The organism is Variovorax sp. OK212 (assembly GCF_900112425.1).
Lineage (GTDB): Bacteria > Pseudomonadota > Gammaproteobacteria > Burkholderiales > Burkholderiaceae_C > Variovorax.
The window spans coordinates 1109266-1132414 of the sequence record NZ_FOLP01000001.1 but is presented as its reverse complement, the minus strand read 5'-3'; the positions used below and the strand labels follow the sequence as shown (position 1 = coordinate 1132414).

Genomic DNA, 23149 nt, shown 5'->3' with positions numbered 1-23149 from the left:
CGGCGCGCACAGGGCACCCCATGGGCTACATCGTTCGACGCTTTCTCTCCACGCTGCCGGTGATGGCGGTGGTGGCCGTGGTGGTGTTCCTGCTGATCCACCTCTCGCCGGGCGACCCGGCCGCACTGATCGCGGGCGACCTCGCCACCACCGAGGACATCGACAAGCTGCGCGCCGCGCTCGGCCTGAACCTGCCGCTGTGGCAGCAGTTCACGCTGTGGCTGGGCAAGCTGCTCACCGGTGACCTGGGCACGTCCATCTTCACGCAGGTGCCGGTGGCGCAGTTGCTGGGGCAGCGGCTGGAGCCCACGGTGTCGATCGCGGCGCTCACCATGCTCATCACGCTGGTGGTGGCGGTGCCGCTGGGCACGCTCGCGGCCTACCGCGCGGGCAGCTGGATCGACCGGCTGGTGATGCTGTTCGCGGTGCTGGCCTTCTCGGTGCCGGTGTTCCTGGTCGGCTACCTGCTGGTCTACACCTTCGCGGTGCAGCTGCCGTGGTTTCCGGTGCAGGGCTACGCGCGCTTTGCCGACGGGCCGCTGCAGTGGCTGAATTCGCTGGTGCTGCCCTGCGTGAACCTGGCGCTGGTGTACATCGCGCTGGTGACCCGCATGACGCGCGCCACCGTGCTGGAGGTGCTGCACGAGGACTACATCCGCACCGCGCGCGCCAAGGGCCTGGGCGTGCTGCCGGTGCTGGGGCATGCGCTGCGCAACGCGGCCATTCCCATCGCCACCACCATCGGCGCGGGCATTGCGCTGCTGATCGGCGGCGTGGTCGTCACCGAGACGGTGTTCGCCATTCCGGGCGTGGGCCGGCTGGTGATCGACTCGGTGCAGCGCCACGACTACCCGGTGATCCAGAGCGTGCTGCTGCTGTCGGCGGGCGTGTACGTGCTGATCAACCTGCTGATCGACCTGAGCTACCGCCTGTTCGACCCGCGCATCCAGTACTGAGAGCCCCACGCCATGTCCACGGTACTTCCCTTGAACACCATGCCCGCTCCCGCCCCTGCATCCGCCGACACGGCCGCCGACGAAGCGCCCTTCGTGCCGCCGCGCTGGCGCTGGGTGCGCAAGCACCCGACGCTGATCATCGGCGCGCTGCTGCTCATCGCCGTGGCCGTGCTGTCGCTGGCCGCGCCGTGGATCGCCACGCACGACCCGCAGGACATCGACCCGCTCGCGCGCATGCAGCCGCCTTCGGGCGAGCACTGGTTCGGCACCGACGCGCTGGGCCGCGACGTGTTCAGCCGCGCCGTGTGGGGCGGGCGCGTGTCGATGATCGTGGGCGCCGCGGTGGCCGTGCTGGCCACCTGCTTCGGCGTTGCGCTGGGGCTGGTGTCGGGCTTCGTGCGCTGGGCGGACGGGCCCATCATGCGGGTGATGGACGGCCTCATGGCCATCCCCGGCATCCTGCTGGCCATTGCGCTCATGGCCGTCACGCGCGCCAGCCTCGCCACGGTGATCGTCGCCATCACCGTGCCCGAGATTCCGCGCGTGGTGCGGCTGGTGCGCTCGCTGGCGCTCACGCTGCGCGAGCAGCTGTTCGTGGAGGCCGCGCATGCGGTGGGCACGCGGCTGCCGGCCATCCTGCTGCGCCACGTGCTGCCGAACATCGTGGCGCCGCTGGTGGTGCAGGCCACCTTCGTGGCGGCCGCGGCGGTGCTGACCGAGGCCGCGCTCTCCTTCCTGGGCGTGGGCGTGCCTTCGCAGACGCCGAGCTGGGGCAACATGATGGCCGAGGGCCGCAACTTCGTGACCGTGGCGTTCCACATCATCCTGTACCCGGGGCTGCTGCTGGCGGCCACGGTGCTGGCCATCAACCTGCTGGGCGACGGCCTGCGCGATGCGCTCGACCCGCGCCTGGCGCGGCAACTGTGAGCAACGCGCCATGAGCATCACCATGTCCCACACCGCGCTCGCACCGGGCGAACCGCTGCTCGAAGTCGACAACCTGCGCACCCACTTCCACACGCTGGCGGGCGTGGTGCGCTCGGTCGACGGGGTTTCGTACACCGTGCGCGCGGGCCGCACGCTGGGCGTGGTCGGCGAATCGGGTTGCGGCAAGAGCGTGACGGCGCTGTCCATCCTGCGGCTGGTGCCCACGCCACCGGGCCGCCACATGGGCGCCGTGCGCCTGCGCGGCACCGACCTGATGCAGCTGAGCGAACGCGAGATGCGCCAGATTCGCGGCAACCGCATCTCCATGATCTTCCAGGAGCCGATGACCTCGCTGAACCCCGTGCTCACCGTGGGCCGGCAGATCGCCGAGACGGTGCAGCTGCACCAGAAGGCCAGCCGCGCCGACGCGATGAAGCGCGCGGTGGAAATGCTGCGCGTGGTGCAGATCCCCGAGCCCGAGCGCCGCGTGAACGAGTACCCGCACCAGCTGTCGGGCGGCATGCGCCAGCGCGTGATGATCGCGCTGGCCCTGGCCTGCAACCCCGAGGTGCTGATCGCCGACGAGCCCACCACCGCGCTGGACGTGACCATCCAGGCGCAGATCCTCGACCTCATCAAGCGGCTGCAGAAGGAGCTGGGCATGGGCGTGGTGATGATCACGCACGACCTGGGCGTGGTGGCCGAGAGCTGCGACCGCGTGGTGGTGATGTACGCCGGCAAGAAGGTGGAAGAAGCCGACGTGATCGACCTGTTCGACCGCCCCTTGCACCCCTACACCCGCGCGCTCATGGCCTCGATGCCCGCGATGAACACCGCGAGCACGCGGCTCACCGAGATACCGGGCCTGGTACCGGCCGCGCACGAGCTGGGCCGCGGCTGCGCCTTTGCGGCGCGCTGCGGCCATGCGCGCGAACGCTGCCGAATCGAGACGCCGCAGCTCTCGCAGCAAGGCGGCGACCACGTGGTGGCCTGTTTCGCCGTCGAGGAACACTGGGAACAACCGGCCCGCGCCGAGGAGATGGCCGCATGACGACGACCGCCGAAACCGCAGCACCCCTGCTGCAGGTGCGCAACCTGCGCAAGCACTACACCTCGCCCAAGCGCTGGCTCGCCAAGGCGAAGCCGCCGATCCAGGCGGTCGACGGCGTGTCGTTCTCGGTGGCGCGCGGCGAAACGCTGTCGCTGGTGGGCGAGTCGGGCTGCGGCAAGACGACCACGGCGAAGTCGGTGCTGCGGCTGGTGGAGCCCAGCGCGGGCTCGGTGCGGCTCGAGGGCGAGGAGCTGCTGTCGCTCTCGGCCGAGGAGATGCGCCTGCGCCGGCGCGACCTCCAGATCATTTTCCAGGACCCGTATGCCTCGCTGAACCCGCGGCTGACGGCGGGCGACATCGTGGCGGAGCCGTTGCGCAATTTCGGCATGGGCGCGGCGGCCGAGCGGCGCGAGCGCGTGCAGTGGCTGTTCTCGCGGGTCGGGCTGCGGCCTGAAGCGGCGAAGAAGTTTCCGCACGAGTTTTCGGGTGGCCAGCGGCAGCGGCTGGGCATTGCGCGCGCGCTGGCGTTGAACCCCAAGCTCATCGTGTGCGACGAGCCCGTGTCCGCGCTGGACGTGTCGGTGCAGGCGCAGGTGGTCAACCTGTTGATGGACCTGCAGGCCGAACTGGGCATTGCCTACCTGTTCGTGGCGCACGACCTGGCGGTGGTGCGGCACATCAGCCATCGCGTGGCGGTGATGTACCTGGGGCACATCGTGGAGGTGGCCGACCGCGACACGCTGTTCTCCGCGCCGCTGCATCCGTACACCGAGATCCTGCTGTCGGCCGTGCCGGTGCCCAACCCGCGCACGCCCGCGCGGCGCATGTTGCTGCAGGGCGATCCGCCGAGCCCGGCCAATCCGCCTTCGGGGTGCCGCTTTCATACGCGTTGCCCTATGGCGCAGGCTGTGTGCAAGGAGCAGGTGCCTGAGCTGGGAAAACGCACTTCTTCTTCCAGTGGCGGTCATTGGGTTGCTTGCCACTTTCGATGAGATGAAGCGCGGCTGTTCAGGGTGCGCTCACGCCGACGGGGTGGGCGTTATCCGGAGCAGTTGTTGATCGGGCGAGCACTCAGAGCGTGCCCTCGTGCACAGGGCATCGGGTGCTCCCCGCAGCGAAATAAAGGAGGAGCGAAGCGGGGGACATTCGCGGAGGGGAGTACCCGGTGGCCTGTGCACGCGCCCTGAACAACAGCGCCAAGAACGACAGCAAACAAACAACATCGCCTGAAAAACTGAAAGGACAGAAATGAACGAACCAGTCCCCCACTACGACCTGCTGATCCACGGCGGCACCGTCATCGACGGCACCAAGGCGCCGCGCTTCGACGCCGACGTAGGCATCGTCGACGGCCGCATTGCCGCCATCGGCAACCTCACAGGCCACACAGCCGAACAAACGATCGACGCCACCGGCCGCATCGTCGCGCCCGGCTTCATCGACTCGCACACCCACGACGACCAGGCGGTGCTGTCGCAAGCGCAAATGCCGTTCAAGGTGTCGCAGGGCGTGACGACAGTGGTGGCCGGCAACTGCGGCATCAGCGCCGCGCCGCTGCGCATCGACATGGAACTGCCCATGCCACTGAGCCTGCTCGAATCGCCGGCGGAAGGCCGCTTCACGAGCTTTGCCGCGTACCTCGACGCGCTGCGCGCCACGCCGTCATCGGTGAACGTGGCGGCGATGGTGGGCCACTCGACCCTGCGCGCCGTGGTCATGAGCGACCTCGACCGCCCCGCGAACGACACCGAGATTGCCGCCATGCAGGCGCTGGTCGAAGAAGCCATGCAGGCCGGTGCCATTGGCATGTCGACCGGCACGTTCTATCCGCCGGCCGTGAAAGCCACGACCGAGGAAATCATCGAGGTCGGCCGCCCGCTCAGCGCGCGCAAGGCGCTGTACGTGACACACATGCGCGACGAAAGCGACCGCGTGATGGAGTCGCTGGAAGAAACCTTCCACATCGGCCGCGCGCTCGACATTCCGGTGGTGGTGTCGCACCACAAGGTGCAGAACACGCAGAACTTCGGCAAGACCAAGGTCACGCTGCCCTTCATCCAGGAGGCGATGCAGCACCAGTGCATCGGGCTGGACTGCTACCCCTACACGGCCGGCTCCACCATGATCCGCACCGACCGCGGAATGATGGAAGGCCGCGTGCTCATCGCCTCCAGCGTGCCGCACCCCGAATGCGCAGGGCGCGACCTGAAGGACATCGCGGCCGAATGGGGCGTGTCGGGCGAAGAAGCGGCCCAGCGGCTGCAGCCCGGCAGCGCGATCTATTTCATGATGGACGAGGACGACGTGCAACGCATCCTCGCGTTCGACGAAACCATGATCGGCTCCGACGGCATTCCGCTGGGCGACAAGCCGCACCCGCGCCTGTGGGGCACCTTCCCGCGCGTGCTTGGCCACTACAGCCGCGACGTGGGGCTGTTCCCGCTGGAAACGGCCGTCTGGAAAATGACCGGCCTGACCGCCCGCAATTTCGGCCTGCATGAACGCGGCACGCTGAAGCCCGGCCACCACGCCGACGTGGTGATCTTCAACGCCGCGACGGTGCGCGACACCGCCAACTACGACACGCCGACGCAGCCGGCCGAAGGCATCGACGCGGTGATCGTGAACGGCGCGGTGACCTGGCGCCACGGCACGCACAGCGGCGCGCGCAACGGGCAGGTGATCACGCGGCGGGAACCCGCCTGAAGCAGGCGCAATGCCGCCTACGCGCCTACGACCAGTCGGCGGCATTGCGCAGGCGAATGCCGCTGGCGTGCACCGATGAGTTCCACGCGGGCTTGAGGGGACGCAGGGACTCCACCACCCTCAGTTCGGTCCGGCACGCCGCAAGCTCGGCTTTCAAGTCGGTGATCCGGGTCGCCCGGCTCGGCACGACGGTGGCCGACGAGACCCACATGCCCACATCGTCGATGTCCTGAAAACCGTCGAGGGGAAGCTCATAGCGTGTGAGCGTCTCGCGCTCGACGCGCTGCAGCCAACACGTCTCGATGTACGCAACGGCAGAAGTGCCGGCCGGTGTGTCGCCCAGCCATGTCTGCCGATCGGCCGCGGTCGTGCAGTCGCGCGCCCACAGCACGATGCGCGGGCACTCCCGGGGGAAGAGATAGAGCCGCTGATGGTCCTCGGCAATCGCCCAGACCAGGGGGCCGTTGAGCCATTGCATGCCCGGGGGTCGCAAGGCGGGTGTTCGTACCGGGCGAGGCACGAAGCAGTCGATGTCAGCGTTGTCGCTGAAGTGAAACAGGCGCATGCCGCAGCGTAACCGCGGCGGGCTGACAGGCTGGCAGGCAGACCTGCAGCGCGACGTTCAGTCCGGTGCGTTCATGACCCGGTCGAACTCCTCGTCGGCCGGCACGTTGTCGGCGTCGAGCTCGCTCGCGTCCGTCAGGTCGATGCCTGTTTCCTCGGACAGGTCGTCGGACACGTCGCTGTCCGGTTCTTCGAAATCATCGGCGGGCGTGTTGTCCTCTTCGTCCTCGGCGGACGAAGCGGCTCGTGCGGTGGCGTCGATGTTGTTCATGATCGGTTCCTCGGCTGATTTCTGACAGGCCCCCTATGGTGCGCCTGTTTCAGCCGCCGCGGCTCATCCGGCACGCAGCGTCGGTGTCGGAAAGTTTCCCGCCGCCCTCGCGATCCGCCTTCAGTCCTTGTGCACGTGGCCGGGTTCGCCGTGCCCGGGGTCGTCATGGTCGTGGGCGTGCTCGCTGTGCGCGGCGCCTTCATGACCGTGGTCGTGCCCGTGTTCACCGTGCGCCAGGCGGCTCACGCCCGTGACCAGCACGATGCCGGCGGCCAGCCAAATGATCTGCGCGGCCGTCTGGCGCGCGGGCAGGCGCTTTTGCAGCTGCGGAATCAGGTCGGCCAGCGCCACGTAGACAAAACTGCTGCCGGCCAGCACCAGGAAGTACGGCAGCCAGCTGTGCAGCTGGTCGACCAGCCACCAGCCCACGATGCCGCCCAGCGCGGTCATGGTGCCGGCGAGCGACACCTTCACCAGCGCGGCGCGCTGGTTGGCCGAGCTCTGGCGCAGCACGACGAGGTCGCCGATATGGTGCGGAATTTCGTGCGCCAGCACGGCCAGCGCGGCCACCAGGCCCAGGCGCATGTCGGCGGTGAAGGCGGAGGCGATGAGGATGCCGTCGCCGAAGCAGTGCACGCTGTCGCCGGTGAGCACGGCCCAGCCGCCGGTGCGGGGGGCGGGATCGTGCGCGTGGGCATGGCCGTGGCCATGGTCTTTGCCATGCTCATGTCCGTGGTGCTCGTGCGCGTCGCCGTGGTGGTGCTCGTGCCCGTGGTGCCACAGCTCGGCCTTGTCGAGCAGGAAGAAGAACACCAGCCCGAACAGCAGCACGCCGAACAGCAATGCGGGCTCGATGCGGCTTTCGAAGGCCTCGGGCAAGAGGTGCATGAAGGCGGTGGCAAGCAGCGCGCCGGCCGCCAGGCTCAGCAGGTGCTGCGGGTTCACGCCGCCCGAGCCGCTGCGCACGCCCACCTTCAACAGGAGGGCCGCGAGCCAGACGCTGCCGATGCCGGAGACCAGGGTCGCCGCGATGATGACTATCAAATTCATAGCTGCTTGCGCAAGAGGGACGGCCGTCGAGACGGTTTCAGGGCCGTTGCCCGTTCATAAAAAGAGAAAAGGCCGTCATGGGACGGCCTTCGGCGGGGGTGTGGCTACGAGGCGCCGCGGTCAGGCGACGCCATTGGCTTTGAACCAGGCCGTGGCGCGTTGCCAGCCGTCGTCCGCCGCGCTCTTGACATAGCTGGGGCGGTAGTCGGCATGGAATGCGTGGCCTGCTTCGGGGTACACGACGAAGCTCGATGCCTTGGCCGCCGGAGTCCCATTGGCCAGAGCAGCTTTCATCTTATCAACCGTGTCAAGGGGGATGCCCTGGTCTTTTCCGCCGTACAGCCCGAGCACCGGCGCCTGCAGGTTGGCGGCCACGTCGACGGGGTGTTTCGGGGTCAATGCGCTGGCCGTGCCGACCAGCCGGCCGTACCAGGCCACGCCCGCCTTGACCTTGCCGGTGGCCGCGTACAGCCACACGATGCGCCCGCCCCAGCAGAAGCCGGTGATGCCGGCCTTGGCGGTGTCGCCGCCGTTGGCCTTGGCATAGGCCAGCGCGCCGTCGAGGTCGGCCATGACCTGCGCGTCGGGCACCTTGCTGACGATGTCGGCCTGCAGCTTCGGAATGTCGGTGTAGCCGCGCGGGTCGCCCTGGCGCGCATACAGCTCGGGCGCGACGGCCAGGTAGCCGAGCTGGGCGAAGCGGCGGCAGGTGTCGGCGATGTATTCGTGCACGCCGAAGATTTCCTGGATCACCAGGATCACCGGCAGGCCGGTCTTGCCCGCGGGCGCGGCCGCATAGGCGGGCACCGCGAAGCCGTCCACGGTGTACTTGATGGGGCCGGCCTTCAGGCCTTCGGTCGAGGTGGCGATGGCGGTCTGCGCGGCCACCGGCAGCACGGCCGCCGCGTAGCCCACGCCGATGGCGGCCTTCAGCGCGGTGCGTCGCGTGGCGCCCTGCTCCGTGCTGTCGCCGGGGCGCAGCGAGTCGAAGTCGGAACGGCGGTCGTCGAGGGACATGGATGAGGCTCCAGTTGAGTCGTCGGACAAGGGGCGTTGCGCTGAAAAACGCACGCCGCAATGTAGGCCAAATCAGCCGGTGGCTCCATGTCCCGAAATTCGGTGGGGTTGGTCCGGGCCTCGGACCACGCGGACCGCGCGGACCGCGGCCCCCTGGAACATTCAGTCCGCCCGGTACGCGCGGCGTGCCAGCGCGGCGGCCAGCACCTGCGCCGGGTCGATCAGGTCCAGCCCCGCCACGGCGGGCGAGCCCTGCAGGCCCAGCGGCACCTCGGTGCAGCCCATGATGATGGTGACGGGGCCATGCCGCTCGGCGAGCCGCAGCGCCACGTCGGAAAAGCACTGCTCGGCCAGCGGCATGTTGCCGGCCTTCACGCCTTCGAAGATGCCGCGCGTGATGGTGCGGCGTTCGTCGGCCAGCGGCACGTGGCAGCCCAGGCCGGCCTCGGCCAGCGCCTGCTCGTACAGGCGCACGCGGTAGGTGCCTTCGGTGGCCATGAGCGCCACGTCGCGCGCGCCCTGCTCGGCCAGCTGGCGCGCGGTTTCGCGCGCCATGTGCAGCAGCTCGACCTGCGGAAAGCGCGCCTGCAGGCTGCCATGCCAGGCATGCGCCGTGTTGCAGGCGATGGCCACGGCCCGGCTGCCCAGCGCGGCCAGCCGGCCCAGCGCCTGCAGCATCGGCTCCAGCGGCTGGTGCGCGCCCTGCTCCGCCGACGCCAAGGCGTCGGTGCGGTCGGGCACCGGCACCTGCGCCAGCCAGTGCTCGGGAAAGGACTGGTCGCGCACCGGCTCGCCCCGCGCGCGCATCTGCTGCGCGCAGGCCTGCACGAAGAGCCGCACGAAGTCGGCGCCCGCCGCAGGGCCCATGCCCCCCAAAATGCCGACCACTTGCGTCACTGCGATGTCCTTTTCTTCAATGGCCCGCGATCAGGTCGCCGGCTTGTCGCTGAGTGCCTTGAGGTTCTGCTTCAGCTGCTCGCTCATGGGCAGGTTCAGGGGAACGTTCTTCGGCGGGATCGGCTGCATGAACCACTTGGTGTAGAGCTTCTCGAATTCGCCGCTCTTCATCATGGCGCTGAAGGTGTCGTCCACCAGCTTCTTGAAGGCCGGATCGTCCTTGGGCAGCATGCAGGCGTAGGGCTCGACCTGCAGCGACTCGCCCACCACTTCGTAGTCGGCCGGTGCCTTGGAGTTGGCGATCAGGCCGAACAGCAGGATGTCGTCCATGGCGAAGGCCACGGCGCGGTCGCTTTCCACCAGCAGGAACGAGTCGGCGTGGTCCTTGCCGAGCACGATGTCCATGCCGAGGTTCTTCTCGCTGTTGTACTTGCGCATGACCAGCGCGTTGGTGGTGCCGGTGGTGCTGGCCACGGTCTTCTTGGCAAGGTCGGCGTAGTCCTTGATCCTGGAAGACTTCTTCACCAGCAGGCGCGTGCCGGTATAGAAGTGGTTGATGGCGAAGGCCACGTCCTTGCCGCGCGCGGTGTTGTTGGTCGTCGAGCCGCACTCCAGGTCGACCGTGCCGTTGGTGATCAGCGGAATGCGGTTCTGCGAGGTCACGGCCATCAGCCCGACCTGCAGGTTGGGCTTGTTCAGCTTCTTCTTCACCGCCTCGACGACGGCGTTCGACAGCTCCACCGAGAACCCGATCGGCTTGTTGGGGCCGTCCAGGTAGCTGAAGGGCACGGACGACTCGCGGTAAGCGAGCGTGATCTTGCCGGACTCGGCGATCTTGGCCAGCGTGTCGGCGGCTTGCGCAGCCGGTGCCGTGAAGAGCACCGCGGCGGCCAGGGAAGCCATCAGGACGGAGAGTTTCATTCGAGCCTTCATTCGGTTGGATTGAACAGAAGGCCAGTGTAAGAAGGAGTGACACAAAGCGACAATTCCAAATGAACCCTGACCTATGCCCAAAGCTGATGGGTGGGGTTTCTTTTGGCATTTCCGCGGCGCGCCGGGCGCCCCTACAGTCACGGCTGTCTTCTCAACCAACCGGAAAGTTGCCCCAATGCATGTGTGTGTGCTCGGTGCCGGCATCGTGGGCCTGGCCACCGCCTGGCAGCTCCAACGCGAGGGCCATCAGGTCACCGTGATCGACCGCGCCGCCCCCGGCGCGGGTGCGAGCGGCGGCAACGGCGCGCAGCTGAGCTACTCGTACGTGCAGCCGCTGGCCGATCCGTCGATCTGGACGCAGCTGCCCAAGCTGCTGCTCTCGCCCTCCTCGCCGCTCAAGCTGCGCCCGCAGCTCGACCCGCTGCAGTGGCGCTGGGGCATGGAATTTCTCGCGGCCTGCAACGCCCGGACCTCGCGCGACACCACCGAGAAGCTGCTGGTGCTGGCCGCCTCGAGCCGCGCAGGGTTCGAGGCGATGCGCGCCGACATCGCGCCCGACTGCGACTTCTCCGCCACCGGCAAGCTGGTGCTGTACGCCAGCTCGGCGTCGCTGGAAGGCGCACGCGCGCAGCTCGAGCTGCAGCGCGCCCTGGGCAGCGAGCAGCGGCTGGTGACGCCCGGCGAATGCATCGCCATCGAGCCCGCGCTTTCGAGCTACCGCGGCCAGATGGCCGGTGCGGTGTACACGCCGAGCGAGTGCGCGGCCGATTGCCTGAAGGTGTGCGCCGAGCTGATGCGTGCCCTGAGCGCGCGCGGCGTGCGCTTCATGCTGGGCGCCGACATCCATGGCTTCGCGCGCAGCGAGAACCGCATTGCGGCGGTGCGCACGAGCGAAGGCGACGTGCAGGCCGATGCCTTCGTGATGGCGCTGGGCTCGGCCTCGCACAAGCTGGGGCGCGTGCTGGGCGCGTACCTGCCGGTGTACCCGCTCAAGGGCTACAGCATCACGGTGGAGGTCGACCCCGCGCCCGGCGCCGCGCCGAGCGTGAGCGTGACCGACAGCGCGCGCAAGGTGGTGTTCGCGCGCATCGGCTCGCGCCTGCGCGTGGCGGGCATGGCGGAGCTGGTGGGACACGACGCGAGCATTCCGGCCGCGCGCATCGAGACGCTCGCGGCCGCAACGCGCGCCGTGTTCCCGAACGCGAGCCGGCTGGAAGAACTGAGCCCCTGGACGGGCATGCGGCCCGCCACGCCGAAGGGCCTGCCGATCATCGGACGGCTGGAGAGCGCGCCGTCGAACATGCTGTTCAACACGGGCCACGGCGCGCTGGGGTTCACACTGGCCTTCGGGTCGGCGCTGAAGATCGCGCAGGCGCTGCAGGCCTGACGCGCCCCACGGCGCATCGCGAGCGACAGCAGCACCACGCTCGACACCCCGCTGGCGACCGTGCACAGCGCGGGAACCCACCGCGTGAAACCTTCGGACGATTTCATGGCAACGGCGAAGGCAATCTCGAGAATGCCGGCCACGCCGAGCAGTGCCCATGCCATCTGCGGCGAGCCGTTCAAGCCCGGACCGCGGCCACGGCCGCTGCCGGCGCGACACGGAACGAGATGCCGAGCCGGTTGAAGGCGTTCATCAGGCCGATGGCGTACGTGAGGTCGGCCAGTTCCTTGGCGCTGAACTCGGCCGCGGCGGCGTCGTAGTCGGCGTCGGGCACGCCGGTGTCCGAGACGCGCGTGACGCTCTCCGCCCAGGCGAGCGCCGCGCGTTCGCGGCGGCTGAAGACCGCGCCGCCGTCTTGCCACACCGCCACCAGCACGAGCTTGTCGACCGCGAGGCCGCCCTCGAGCAGGTCGCGCGAATGCATGTCGATGCAGTAGGCGCAGCCGTTGATCTGCGAGATCCGCAGGTACACGAGGTCGACCAGTTCCTTGGGCAGGCCGCTTTTCTGGAGGGCGAGGTACACGCCGCCGAAGGCCTTGTAGCCCTCGGGTGAGGCTTGGGTGTAGTCGATGCGATGGCTCATGGGAAGTCCTTGGATGCAGGGGTTGGAAAGGACTTCATCGTCCCGCGTCTTGGCCCAGTCCAGAAGAACCAAGAATGGGCTTTGTGCATGGGCCATCCGGCCGGGCGCTACAGCAGGCGCGCGATGCGCCGGCCGAGCTTCTCGGCCTCGGCCTGCGACGCGACGTTGGTGAAATTCAGCAGGATGGCCGGCGTGCCTTTCCTGCCCGTTGTCCAGTGCGACAGTGCCTCCGCGTACAGCCCGTCTTCACGCATGCGCGCCGCGAGCGCGCGGTCCGACTGGCGGCCCTGCAGCCGAAGGATGAGGTGCATGCCGCCGGGCTGCGGGTCGATGCGCACGTGCTTGCCCAGCGCGCTTTCCAGGCCCGCCGTGGTCGCGGCGCGGCGCTCGGCGTAGAGCTTGCGCATGCGCTGGATGTGGCGCGCGAAGTGGCCCTCGGTGATGAAGGCCGTGACGATCGCCTGCGTGAGCGCGGGGCTGCCGCCGACGAAGGCATGCAGGATCTGCTCGAAGCGCTCGACCTGCGCCGGCGGCACCACGAGGTAGGCCAGCCGGATGCTCGGAAACAGCACCTTGCTGAACGTGCCCGCATAGAGCACCCGGCCGTCGCGGTCCAGGCTCTTCAACGCCGGCAGCGGGCGGCTCACGTAGCGGTACTCGCCGTCGTAGTCGTCCTCGACGATCCATGCCTTGTTGCGCGCCGCCCAGTCCAGCAGCGCGGCGCGCCGGGGCAGCGACAGCGACACGCACAGCGGGCTCTGGTGCGCCGGCGTGACCACCGCGGCGCGCGCCTTCGGTGCCAGCCGGATGCCTTGCCCGACGTCCAGGCCCTGCGCGTCCACCGGGACCGCAACGGACTCGATCTGCATGTGCCCCAGCAGCTCCCGCGTGGGCGGGTAGCCCGGGTCTTCGAGCCACACGCGGTCGCCGGCCTTCAGCAAGGCAAGGCCGATCAGTTCCATGGTGTGGCGGTAGCCCGAGGTCACGAACACCTGCGACGGCGCGCAGTTGATGCCGCGCGACACCTGCAGGTAGGCGGCGATTTCCGCGCGCAGCATCGGCGCGCCGTAGACCGTGGGGTGCGTCATGTCGAGCGGCTGCATCGCGCGCACGCAGCGCGCGCCCAGCCGGGCCCAGATCTTCCGGGGGAACGCGTCCAGCGCGGGCAGCCCCATCTGGAACGGCCGGATCGAATCGGGGCGAAAGCTCGTCGCGGCGTGGCCGCCCTCGGCCACAGGTGCGGGCCTGGCCACCGGCATGCGCGGCTTGAGGCCCGGCGTCACGATGGTCCCGGCCGGGCCGCGCGTCTGCGTGTAGCCCTCGGCGGCCAGCAGGGAGTAGGCCACCTCGACGGTGCCCCGCGCCAAGCCCAGTTCCTTCGCCAGCGCACGCGCGGCGGGAATGCGGTCGCCGGGCTTCAGCAGGCCGCTGGCCATGGCGTTGCGCAGGCGGTCGTAGATCTGGCGGTAGTACGGCTCCGCCGCCGAAGGGTCCAGGGGCGGGACGGGGCTGGTCTTGTCGATGGTCATGGTGCGAGGCCTTTGCCCGCGGATCATGGACCAGTTTCAATCGCCATTCATGTGCCCGGGTACGGGGCCATGGCGGCCGCTGCAGCGTGCTGGATCGCGCTAGATCGTGCTTTCGATCGCCTGCTGCATGCAGCGCGTGATGCCGCGCACCGCCACCGAGTCGGGCCGCGCGGCGAAGCGCAGCGCACGGATCGGCACCGGGATGTGCGGCTCCAGCGTGAGCACGTCGACCTTCTCGCGGTCGGCCGACCTTGCCGTGCAGCCGTCGACCAGCGCCACGCCGATGCCGTGGTGCGCCATGGCCAACGCGGCGTGGTAGGTCTGCACCGTCACCACCGCCTGCTGGAAACCCACGCCGGCCTGCCGGCAGGCCTGGCTCAGGCTGGTGCCGACCGGGTCGCGGCTGTCCAGCCCGATCACGGGTTGCTTCACGAGGTCGTGCAGGGCCGCCGAGCCGTTGCGCACCAGCGCGCGCGGCAGCATGCCCTTGGGCGCGATGCACACCATGCGGCTGTCGGCCAGCGTCTCCTGCGTGAGCGAGGGGTGCACCGCGGGGCTGAAGGCGAAGCCCACGTCGGCCTCCTGCAGCAGCAGCGCCGACATGATCTGCGGCGAGTGCAGCGACTCGACCGTGATCTTGTAGCCCGGGTACTTTTCGCGAAACGCCTTGAGCGCGCGCGGCAGGATGTCGTAGCTCAGCGCCAGCACGCTGAGGATGCGCAACTCGCCGGTATCGCCCGCGGTGCGCAGGTTGGCCGCGAGCCGCTGCACCTCGTCGAGCTGCGCGAACAGCCGTTCGATGTGCGGGTACAGCGTGAGCGCCTCGGTGGTCGGCGTGAGCCGGCCCTTGGCGCGCTGGAACAGCGGAAAGCCCAGCTGGAGCTCGGCGTGCTGCAAGGTGCGGCTGACCGCCGGCTGCGTGATGTTGATGAGCCGCGCCGCCGCGCTCACGCTGCCCGTGAGCATGATCGCGTTGAAGACCTCGATGTGGCGCAGGCGCATCGCGGGCGGTGGGTCAGTTGCCGTTGGCGGTCTTGCCGCGGGCGATGTCCATCACCATGCGCGTGCCCAGGTACAGGCGCGGCTCGATGGAATCGACCAGCACGTACTCGGCATCGGCCGAGTGCGCGCCGAAACCCTGCAGGCCGAAGCGCTCGATGACCGGCGCCTTGGTCTTCAGCGCCGCAAAGGCCGCGTCGGTGCCGCCGCCGGCGGCCTTGTCGTCGGCGCCCAGCGGCAGGCCGAGCTCGTCCTTGTAGATCTGCTGTGCATGGCGGGCCATGGCGCGCGAGGCGTCGGTGGCTTCCAGCGGCGGACGGCGGCGCTCGAACTTCAGCTCGACCTTGGCTTCGTGAATGAGCTGCTTCTTCACGCGCTCGTTCACCTGCTGCTCGATGCGGTCGTCGTCGCTCACCTTCAGCACGCGCACGTCGGCGCCGGCCGTGGCGCTGGCCGGGATCACGTTGCGGTTGCTGCCCGACTTGGAGATGGTCCAGTTCATCTTCAGGCCGGTGGCAGGGTCGGACAGGTCGCGCATCTGCAGGATCTGGTGCGACAGCTCGTACAGCGCGTTCACGCCCAGTTCGGGCGCCGAGCCCGCGTGCGAGGCCTTGCCCGCCACGTGCAGCGTGACCGAAGCGATGCCGGCCGTGGCCAGCGAGAGCTTGTCTTCCTTCACGTAGGCGCCTTCGAAGGACATGACGGCGTCGTGCTCGGCGCCCATGCGCGTGATGAGCGCGCGCGCGCCGGGCGAGCTGATTTCCTCGTCGCCGTTGATCAGCACGGTGAGCGTGCCGTATTCCTTGAACTTCATCGCCTGCAGCATCGACACGATGTGCGTGATGACCGCAATGCCCTGCTTGTCGTCGGCAATGCCCAGGCCGTAGGCCTTGTCGCCCTCGACGCGGAACGGCTGCTTGTTGAGCATGCCCACGGTGTAGACCGTGTCCATGTGCGCGATCAGCAGGATCTTCTTCTTGCCCGTGCCCTTGAAGGTGGCGCGCACCACGCGGCCCATCTTCTCGGGCGTGTCTTCCATGCGGTAGGCCTCGGCGCTCGGGTCGATCAGCTCGACCTCGCCGCCCAGCGCCTTGAACTTGGCGGCGATGAGGTCGGAGATCTTCTCGAGCCCGTCGAGGTCGCGGCTGCCCGATTCGATGGAGACCAGCTCCTTGAGCGTCTCGAGCAGCGCGGGCTTTTCCTTGGCGGCGAGCGCGGTGATGCCGGCGTCGGGCGCGGCGCAGGCGGTGCCGAGGAAGGCAGCGCAGGCGGCGAAGACGGCGGCAGGCAGGAATGAGCGATGCGGGAATTTCATGGGTATGCGGTTTCTTTCGTTGTCTCTTGTTGCTTGTGTGTTCAGTGCGCCTTGTCCCAGTTGGGGCCGACACCGATCTCCGCCAGCAGCGGCACCTTCAGCGCGGCCACGCCGGCCATGAGACGGGGGATTTCGGTGCGCACCCATTCGACTTCGGCCTCGGGCACTTCGAACACCAGTTCGTCGTGCACCTGCATGATCATCCGGGTGCCGCGCTTCTCTTCGTCAAGCACGTTCTGTACCTTGACCATGCTGAGCTTGATCAGGTCGGCCGCGGTGCCCTGCATCGGGGCGTTGATGGCCGCGCGCTCGGCGCCGCCGCGGCGCGGGCCGTTGGGCGAGTTGATCTCGGGCAGGTACAGGCGGCGGCCGAACACGGTCTCCACGTAGCCCTGCTCCTTGGCCAGCGCCTTGGTCTCGTCCATGTAGGCCTTCACGCCCGGGTAGCGCGCAAAGTAGCGTTCGATGTACGAGGCCGCGGCCTTGGTCTCGATGCCCAGGTTCTTCGCCAGGCCGAAGCTGCTCATGCCGTAGATCAGCCCGAAGTTGATCACCTTGGCATAGCGGCGCTGCTCGCTGGACACCTGGTCGGGCGTGGAGCCGAACACCTCGGCGGCGGTGGCGCGGTGCACGTCGATGCCTTCGGTGAAGGCGCGCAGCAGCGACTCGTCGCCGCTGATGTGGGCCATGATGCGCAGCTCGATCTGCGAGTAGTCGGCGCTGGCGATCACGCTGCCCGCCGGCGCCACGAAGGCCTCGCGCACACGGCGGCCTTCGGGTGTGCGGATCGGGATGTTCTGCAGGTTGGGGTCGTTGCTGCTCAGGCGGCCCGTGACGGCCACGGCCTGCGCATAGTGCGTGTGCACACGGCCGGTGCGCGGGTTGGCGAGCTGGCCGAGCTTGTCGGTGTAGGTGCCCTTGAGCTTCGACAGGCCGCGGTGCTCCAGGATCTTGGCCGGCAACGGATAGTCTTCGGCGAGCTTTTCCAGCACTTCCTCGTCGGTGCTGGGTGCGCCGCTCGGCGTCTTCTTGACCACGGGCAGGCCCAGCTTGGTGAAGAAGATCTCGCCGATCTGCTTGGGCGAACCCAGGTTGAAAGGCTGGCCCGCGATCTCGTAGGCCTCCTGCTCCAGCGCCATGATGCGCGTGCCGAGTTCGTGGCTCTGCGCGGCGAGCGTGGGCGCGTCGATCAGCACGCCGTTGCGCTCGATGCGGTAGAGCGCCTCGCTCGAATCCATCTCGAGCTGGTAGATGAAGCGCAACTGCGCGTTCTTCTCCAGCTGGGGCCACAGCGTGTTGTGCACGTCGAGCGTCTGGTCGCTGTCTTCGCACGAGTACTCGGCGGCCTTGGCGATGTCGACCTGGCTGAACGAGATCTGGTGCGCGCCCTTGCCGCACAGGTCTTCGTACGAGATGCCGCTGCGGCCCAGGTGGCGCTCGGCCAGGCTGGAGAGGCCGTGCGGGCGGTGCACCTCGAGCACGTAGCTCTGCAGCATGGTGTCGTGCGCGTAGCCCTGCACCTCGATGCCGTGGTTGGCGAACACGTGGCGGTCGTACTTGATGTGCTGGCCGAGCTTTTTCTTCCCGGCGTTTTCAAGCCACGGCTTGAGCCTGCCGAGCACCTCGTCGATGGGCAGTTGCTCGGGTGCGTCGGGGTAGTTGTGCGTGAGCGGAATGTAGGCCGCCTCGCCCGGCGTGACGCTGAAGCTCACGCCGACGATCTGCGCGACCATCTCGTCGAGCGAGGTGGTCTCGGTGTCGACGGCGGCCAGTTCGGCAGCGTCGAGCTTCGCGAGCCAGCCGTCGAGCTGTTCCCAGGTGGTGATGGTGTCGTACTTGAGGTTGCTCGCGGGCGCGGCGGCTTCGAGCGCGGCGATTTCGGAAGGCTCGTCGAACAGGCCGCCCTGGTCGGTGTTGACGGCGGCCTTCGAGGCCGACTTCTTCTTGAGGCTTTCCTCGATCAGCTCGGGCGGCACTTCCTGCGCCTCGAGCCCCTTCACGAGGCTCTTGAAGCCGAACTTCTCGTAGAAGGGCTTCAGCTCGCCGGTCTGCGGCGCGCCGACCGGCAGGCCTTCGAGCGACGGCAGCCCGGTGACGTGGCCGTCGAGGTCGCAGTCGGTGCGGATGGTCACCAGGCGCCTGCTCAGCGGCAGCTTGTCGAGCGCGTTGCGCAGGTTCTCGCCGGCAGCGCCCTTCACCTCGGCGGCGCGTTCGACCAGCGCGTCGAGCGAGCCGTATTCGGCCAGCCACTTGGCCGCCGTCTTGGGGCCGACCTTCGGCACGCCGGGCACGTTGTCGACCGTGTCGCCCACCAGCGTCTGGTAGTCGACCATGAGGTTGGGCGGCACGCCGAACTCGGCCGTCACGCCGGCCACGTCGCGCCGCTTGCCGTTCATGGTGTCGATGATGGTGATGTGCTCGTCCACCAACTGGCTCAGGTCCTTGTCGCCGCTGGAAACGATCACCTCCACGCCCTGCGCCGCGGCGATCTTGGCGAGCGTGCCGATGACGTCGTCGGCCTCCACGTCGGGCACGGTGAGCACGGGCCAGCCGAGCAGCTTCACCACTTCGTGGATCGGGTCGATCTGGCTGCGCAGGTCGTCGGGCATCGGCGAGCGGTTGGCCTTGTACTCGGGGTACCAGTCGTCGCGGAAGGTCCTGCCGGGGGCGTCGAAGATGCAGGCCGCGTAGTCGGCGCGCACCTCGCGGCGCAGCGCGGTCATCATGTTGATCATTCCCCGGATCGCGCCGGTCGCCGCGCTCTTGGGGTCGCCGGGCACCGCCCGCAGGTCGGGCATGGCGTGGAAGGCGCGATAAAGGTAGCTCGAGCCATCGACGAGCAGCAGCGTTTTCTTGTCGGTCATCGCGGCATTTTGCCGTGCGCGCGACAGCGCCCGGAACCACGACGACGCGAGGTGGCAACCGACGCCCCGAAACCGGTGCCGCGCCTACAATCGGCGCATGCCTAGCTCCTCACTCCTGGTCGCCCGCCGCATCCTGCTGGCGCTGGCTTTCGCAACCCCCTTTGCCGCCGTCCAGGCGCAGCAACCCGCGCCCGCCGCGGCACCCGCTGCCTCTGCGCAAGGGGCCCCGGGGGAACCGCTACAAAATCAGGAGCAGGCCAAGAGCGAAGGCCGACGCAACCAGAAGATCGAGAACATCCACACCGAAGACAGCGGTGCCTCGGTCGACGAAGTGCGCTACGGCGGCCGCACGCAGAGCATCAACGTCAAGCCGAAGTCGAACATGCCGGGCTACGAAGTGCTGCCCGCCGACCAGGCCACGGGGCGCCAGAATTCCTCCGAGACCGGTGCCAACGGCGCCCGCGTCTGGAACGTGATGAAGTTCTGATGGCCGTGCGTTCTTTCGTCTTCGCTTTCGTTTCCACCTTCGTTTCCGTTGTCTCAGCGGCAACGCCGCGCTGAGCACCCCATGGCAGTCTTTACCGAAGTCGGTTTCGGCGAGGCGGACGCGCTCGTCCAACGCCTGGGCCTGGGCCCGCTGCGCGAACTGCGCGGCATCGAGGGCGGCATCGAGAACACCAACTACTTCGCCACCACCGAGTCGGGCGAGTTCGTGCTGACGCTGTTCGAGCGCCTGAGCGCCGAGCAGCTGCCTTACTACCTTTGCCTCATGAAGCACCTGGCCGGTGCCGGCCTGCCGGTGCCCGCGCCGGTGGCCGGCCCGCCCGCGGTCGAGAAGACGAAAAAGGGGCAGATGGCCCTGCCCTCCGCCGACACCGATTGCGACCTGCTCCACCTGGTGGCCGGCAAGCCGGCGGCCGTGGTGCAGAAGCTCTCGGGCCGCAGCGAGCTCGCCCCCGGCGCCGCGCACTGCGCCGAACTGGGCGCCATGCTGGCGCGCATGCACGTTGCCGGGCGTGACTACCCGCGCATCCAGCCCAACCTGCGCGGCTTGCCCTGGTGGAACGAGACGGTGCCCGTGGTGCTGCCCTACATCGAGGAAGCGCAGGCCGGCCTGCTGCGCGCCGAGCTGGCCTACCAGAACCACATTGCCGAGTCGTCGGCCTACGCGGCGCTGCCGCGCGGCCCGGTGCACGCCGACATGTTCCGCGACAACGTGATGTTCGCGACCGGCGACGGTGCCGACGCCGCGCCGCGCCTGACCGGCGTGTTCGACTTCTACTTCGCCGGCACCGACACCTGGCTGTTCGACCTGGCCGTGTGCCTGAACGACTGGGCCATCGACCTGCCAACCGGCCGCCACGACGCCGAGCGCGCCGAGGCACTGCTTTCGGCCTACGAGACCGTGCGCGCGCTGAACGCGTCGGAGCGTGCGCTGCTGCCCGCAATGTTGCGCGCCGCCGCGCTGCGCTTCTGGATCTCCCGCCTCTGGGACTTCCACCTGCCGCGCGAGGCGAGCATGCTCAAGCCCCACGACCCCACGCATTTCGAACGCGTGCTGCGCGACCGCGCCACCCACCCGCACGTCATGGCCCAGGCCTTCGAGCCCGCCCTGGCTGCCTGACCCGAACCCATGAAACTCAACCTCGTGCCGGCGCGAACCGGCGCCGAATGGGTCCGCCTCGGACTCAAGACCTTCTGGCGGCAGCCGCTGGCCTTCATCTCGCTGTTCTTCCTGCTGATGGCGGTGATCTCGACGGTGTCGATCGTCCCCATCCTCGGCAGCCTGCTGGCACCGGGCCTGGTGCCCTTCATGACGCTGGGCCTGATGGTGGCCACGTCGGTCGCGTACACCGACAACGCCGAAGGCGTCGGCCGCGCCGGTGACGCGCAGCGGCCCACGGGCTCGGCGATGTTCGTGGCGGTGTTCGCCGCGATGCGCACCGAATGGCGCTCGCTGGTGGTGCTGGGCGTGATCTCTGCCGTGTTCTTCGTGCTCGCCGTGCTGGTGACCACGCTGGTCGACGGCGGCCAGCTCGCGCGCGCCTACCTGCTCGACGACCCGCTCACGCCCGAGATCGTGGCGAGCAGCGACTTCCAGGTCGCGCGCATGCTGCTGATGTGCCTGAACCTGCCGCTGTCGCTGGCCATGTGGCACGCCCCCGCACTGGTGCACTGGCACCGCGTGGAGCCGGTGAAGAGCATCTTCTTCAGCATCGTCGCGCTGTTCCGCAACTTCGGCGCCTATGCGCTGTTCGGCATCGCGTGGTTCGGCGTGTTCCTGCTGGCCGGCATCGCGATGGGCCTGCTGGCCACGCTGCTGATCGGCGTCGGCGCGCTGGGCGCGGGCGGTGCCGCGCTGGCGGTGGGCAACATCCTGATCGTCGGCACGGCGCTGGTGCTGGCGGCCATGTCGCTGAGCTCGACCTGGTTCACCTTCCGCGACACCTTCGACGCAAACGGAACCAACTGACGGACCGGGCAGGCAGGCGCCCCGCCTGCCCTGCTTTCGCGATCAGCCCGGCCGTTGCGCATCCTTGCGCAGGCTCGCGAACAGCGACCACGCCATTCCGGCCAGCAGCAGCAGGCCGACGCCCAGAGCCCCCCACAACCACCACTTGCGCGACGGTTCCTGCGCGGGAACCGGCGGCTGCGCGACGGCAGCGACCGCCGCTTCGACAACCGCCGCGGGCAGCCGCACCGATGCGTTGTCCGCGGCCACGGGCTTGTCGGCCGCATAGCCCGGAATCAGGGTGGACAGCGCCAGCGGCGCGCCGGGCTCGCTGCCTTCGACCGCATTCTTCTCGGGCGCCGCGCGCCATGCGAGCGAGAACGGCGCCGCACCCTGCGCGAGAAACACCAGCGTGCGCGGCACCGCGCCCACGGACACGGTGGGCGGCGTCGCGCCCAGCAGGCTGACCGGGCCCGCGGTGCGCAACCGCAAGCGCGCGTGCACCGCACCGTCGAGCGCCAGCACCGGCGAACGCACTTCGCCGCCGGCCTGCGCGAGCCGGTACACCACGGTGTCGACCAGCGGCGTCTCGTCGGGCCCGCCGGGCTGCGGCACGGCGCGGCGCTGCGGATGCCGCAGGGCGTAGAGCGGATTGCGCGGCACCGGCTGCTGCGGCTGCACCGCGGCCGACGTGGCATCGGACAAGCCCGAGATGCCGACCTGCGCCAGCGTGTTGACGTCGGCCAGGTCGATGCGCAGGCTCTGCACCGGCACGCCGCGCGGCAGCAGGTAGTCGCAGTGGTCGGCGGCACAGCGCTCGGGCTTGAGCGCCGCGGACCATTCGATCGGCGCGACGGGCTCCACGTCCTGCACGCTGTCGATGCCCACGCGGGTCAGCACCGCACCGTTCTTCGGGTCGCTCCAGCGCAGCCGCAGGAAGCGCGCGCGCACGTTGTCCAGCTCGACCGCGAGCCGCTCGATGGCCTGGCCGCCATGGGCGAGCCGCACCAGCTGTTCTTCGCCGCCCACCGGCCGCCATTGGCGCAGGTCGTCGCTGGCTTCGAGGTGAAAGGCGAACAGGCCGCGCGTGTCGGGCGCGATCTCGAAGCGGGCCTGCAGCAGGCTGCCCTTGACCTGGCTCACGTCGATGAGCCACTGCGCCGCGTCGTCGCTGCCGACGGGCTTGACCGCCTTGCTCTCGAGCTTCAGCGAGCCATCGGGCCGCACCGAGAACGCAAGCGCCGTGTCGCCCGGCGCCGCGCTGGCGACGCTGCCGGGCAGCGCGAAGATCGGCACGTTGCGCGAGGCGGTCTGCGGCGTGGCGGCCTCGTTGCGCAGCCAGGCGTAGGGCACGGCATGGCCCGCGGCATTGCGCACCCGCAGGTCGCGCAGGTCGGCGTAGGCGGCACGGCCGTACAAGGCCAGCGGCAAGGTGAGGCGGTGATAGGGCCCTGTGCCTTCGAGCGTGATGGGTGCGCTGGGTGCGCTGGGTGCGCTGGGTGCGCTGGGTGCAGGTTGGGCAAGGGCAACTCCACCGGCCATCGCCACCAGCGCGGCGCCCGCGCGAAGCGTCCAGGTCATGCGCGCG

21 protein-coding genes and 1 pseudogene are annotated in these 23149 nt (G+C 69.0%); 9 read left to right on the top strand and 13 right to left on the bottom strand.

From position 1 onward, the window contains the following. The first annotated feature begins 20 nt into the window (after positions 1-20). The 5 genes from BM004_RS05160 (at position 21) to BM004_RS05140 (ending at position 5640) form a co-directional block, all read left to right on the top strand. Positions 21-956: an ABC transporter permease gene (locus tag BM004_RS05160; protein ID WP_093124453.1), complete on the top strand. Its 936-nt coding sequence runs from the start codon at positions 21-23 to the stop codon at positions 954-956. A gap of 12 nt (positions 957-968) precedes the next feature. Next, entirely contained in the window at positions 969-1883 is a 915-nt protein-coding gene (locus BM004_RS05155; protein ID WP_371268840.1) for an ABC transporter permease, read from the top strand. Positions 1884-1893: 10 nt separating this feature from the next. Then, entirely contained in the window at positions 1894-2934 is a 1041-nt protein-coding gene (locus BM004_RS05150) for an ABC transporter ATP-binding protein (RefSeq protein WP_093212033.1), read from the top strand. Then, entirely contained in the window at positions 2931-3926 is a 996-nt protein-coding gene (locus tag BM004_RS05145) for an ABC transporter ATP-binding protein (protein WP_093211639.1), read from the top strand. Before BM004_RS05150 ends, BM004_RS05145 begins: the two co-directional genes overlap by 4 nt. Positions 3927-4182: 256 nt before the next feature. After that, complete coding sequence (locus BM004_RS05140; protein WP_093211637.1) at positions 4183-5640, top strand: N-acyl-D-amino-acid deacylase family protein; 1458 nt, start codon at positions 4183-4185, stop codon at positions 5638-5640. Between the two features lie 25 nt (positions 5641-5665). Here BM004_RS05140 and BM004_RS05135 read toward each other — a convergent pair whose 3' ends face one another. The 6 genes from BM004_RS05135 to BM004_RS05110 all read right to left on the bottom strand — a co-directional run bounded on the left by BM004_RS05135 (position 5666) and on the right by BM004_RS05110 (position 10360). After that, the gene (locus BM004_RS05135; RefSeq protein ID WP_093211635.1) at positions 5666-6205 is read right to left on the bottom strand and encodes a DUF6886 family protein; all 540 of its coding nucleotides are present in this window, start codon (positions 6203-6205) and stop codon (positions 5666-5668) included. A gap of 57 nt (positions 6206-6262) precedes the next feature. Beyond that, positions 6263-6475: a hypothetical protein gene (locus tag BM004_RS05130; protein WP_093124443.1), complete on the bottom strand. Its 213-nt coding sequence runs from the start codon at positions 6473-6475 to the stop codon at positions 6263-6265. A gap of 120 nt (positions 6476-6595) precedes the next feature. Then, a complete protein-coding gene (locus tag BM004_RS05125; protein WP_093211633.1) occupies positions 6596-7525 on the bottom strand; it encodes a ZIP family metal transporter in 930 nt (309 codons plus the stop codon). 120 nt (positions 7526-7645) lie between these two features. After that, entirely contained in the window at positions 7646-8542 is an 897-nt protein-coding gene (locus tag BM004_RS05120) for a dienelactone hydrolase family protein (RefSeq protein WP_093211631.1), read from the bottom strand. A 162-nt stretch (positions 8543-8704) separates the two neighbouring features. After that, positions 8705-9445: an aspartate/glutamate racemase family protein gene (locus tag BM004_RS05115; RefSeq protein ID WP_093211629.1), complete on the bottom strand. Its 741-nt coding sequence runs from the start codon at positions 9443-9445 to the stop codon at positions 8705-8707. Positions 9446-9469: 24 nt separating this feature from the next. Beyond that, on the bottom strand, positions 9470-10360 hold the full coding sequence (locus BM004_RS05110; RefSeq protein WP_093124438.1) for a transporter substrate-binding domain-containing protein: 891 nt from the start codon (positions 10358-10360) through the stop codon (positions 9470-9472). 187 nt (positions 10361-10547) lie between these two features. Between BM004_RS05110 and BM004_RS05105 the strand changes: the two genes are divergently transcribed. Continuing rightward, the gene (locus BM004_RS05105; protein ID WP_093211627.1) at positions 10548-11759 is read left to right on the top strand and encodes a D-amino acid dehydrogenase; all 1212 of its coding nucleotides are present in this window, start codon (positions 10548-10550) and stop codon (positions 11757-11759) included. Between the two features lie 32 nt (positions 11760-11791). Here BM004_RS05105 and BM004_RS41900 read toward each other — a convergent pair. From BM004_RS41900 to polA, 6 genes and pseudogenes are all read right to left on the bottom strand, one after another. Beyond that, a pseudogene (locus BM004_RS41900) lies at positions 11792-11866 on the bottom strand (QacE family quaternary ammonium compound efflux SMR transporter); the annotation flags it as partial. A 71-nt stretch (positions 11867-11937) separates the two neighbouring features. Then, complete coding sequence (locus BM004_RS05095; protein ID WP_093211625.1) at positions 11938-12402, bottom strand: carboxymuconolactone decarboxylase family protein; 465 nt, start codon at positions 12400-12402, stop codon at positions 11938-11940. 107 nt (positions 12403-12509) lie between these two features. Next, entirely contained in the window at positions 12510-13931 is a 1422-nt protein-coding gene (locus BM004_RS05090) for a MocR-like pyridoxine biosynthesis transcription factor PdxR (RefSeq protein ID WP_093211623.1), read from the bottom strand. 99 nt (positions 13932-14030) lie between these two features. Continuing rightward, positions 14031-14933, bottom strand: coding sequence for a LysR family transcriptional regulator (locus BM004_RS05085; protein WP_093124433.1), 903 nt, complete (start codon positions 14931-14933; stop codon positions 14031-14033). 13 nt (positions 14934-14946) lie between these two features. Beyond that, positions 14947-16245 (bottom strand): M20/M25/M40 family metallo-hydrolase, encoded by a 1299-nt coding sequence (locus BM004_RS05080; RefSeq protein ID WP_093211622.1) that lies wholly within the window; start codon positions 16243-16245, stop codon positions 14947-14949. Between the two features lie 41 nt (positions 16246-16286). After that, complete coding sequence (gene polA / locus BM004_RS05075; protein WP_093211620.1) at positions 16287-19109, bottom strand: DNA polymerase I; 2823 nt, start codon at positions 19107-19109, stop codon at positions 16287-16289. A gap of 97 nt (positions 19110-19206) precedes the next feature. Here polA and BM004_RS05070 point away from each other — a divergent pair, with 97 nt between their 5' ends. The 3 genes from BM004_RS05070 to BM004_RS05060 all read left to right on the top strand — a co-directional run bounded on the left by BM004_RS05070 (position 19207) and on the right by BM004_RS05060 (position 21582). Next, a complete protein-coding gene (locus BM004_RS05070) occupies positions 19207-19596 on the top strand; it encodes a hypothetical protein (RefSeq protein WP_093211618.1) in 390 nt (129 codons plus the stop codon). A gap of 81 nt (positions 19597-19677) precedes the next feature. Further along, on the top strand, positions 19678-20733 hold the full coding sequence (locus BM004_RS05065) for a homoserine kinase (RefSeq protein ID WP_093211616.1): 1056 nt from the start codon (positions 19678-19680) through the stop codon (positions 20731-20733). Positions 20734-20742: 9 nt separating this feature from the next. Next, on the top strand, positions 20743-21582 hold the full coding sequence (locus BM004_RS05060; protein WP_093124419.1) for a BPSS1780 family membrane protein: 840 nt from the start codon (positions 20743-20745) through the stop codon (positions 21580-21582). A gap of 42 nt (positions 21583-21624) precedes the next feature. On the opposite strand, the gene BM004_RS05055 is transcribed toward BM004_RS05060, so the two are convergent. After that, positions 21625-23142: a DUF3999 domain-containing protein gene (locus BM004_RS05055; RefSeq protein WP_093212031.1), complete on the bottom strand. Its 1518-nt coding sequence runs from the start codon at positions 23140-23142 to the stop codon at positions 21625-21627. Positions 23143-23149 lie beyond the last annotated feature (7 nt).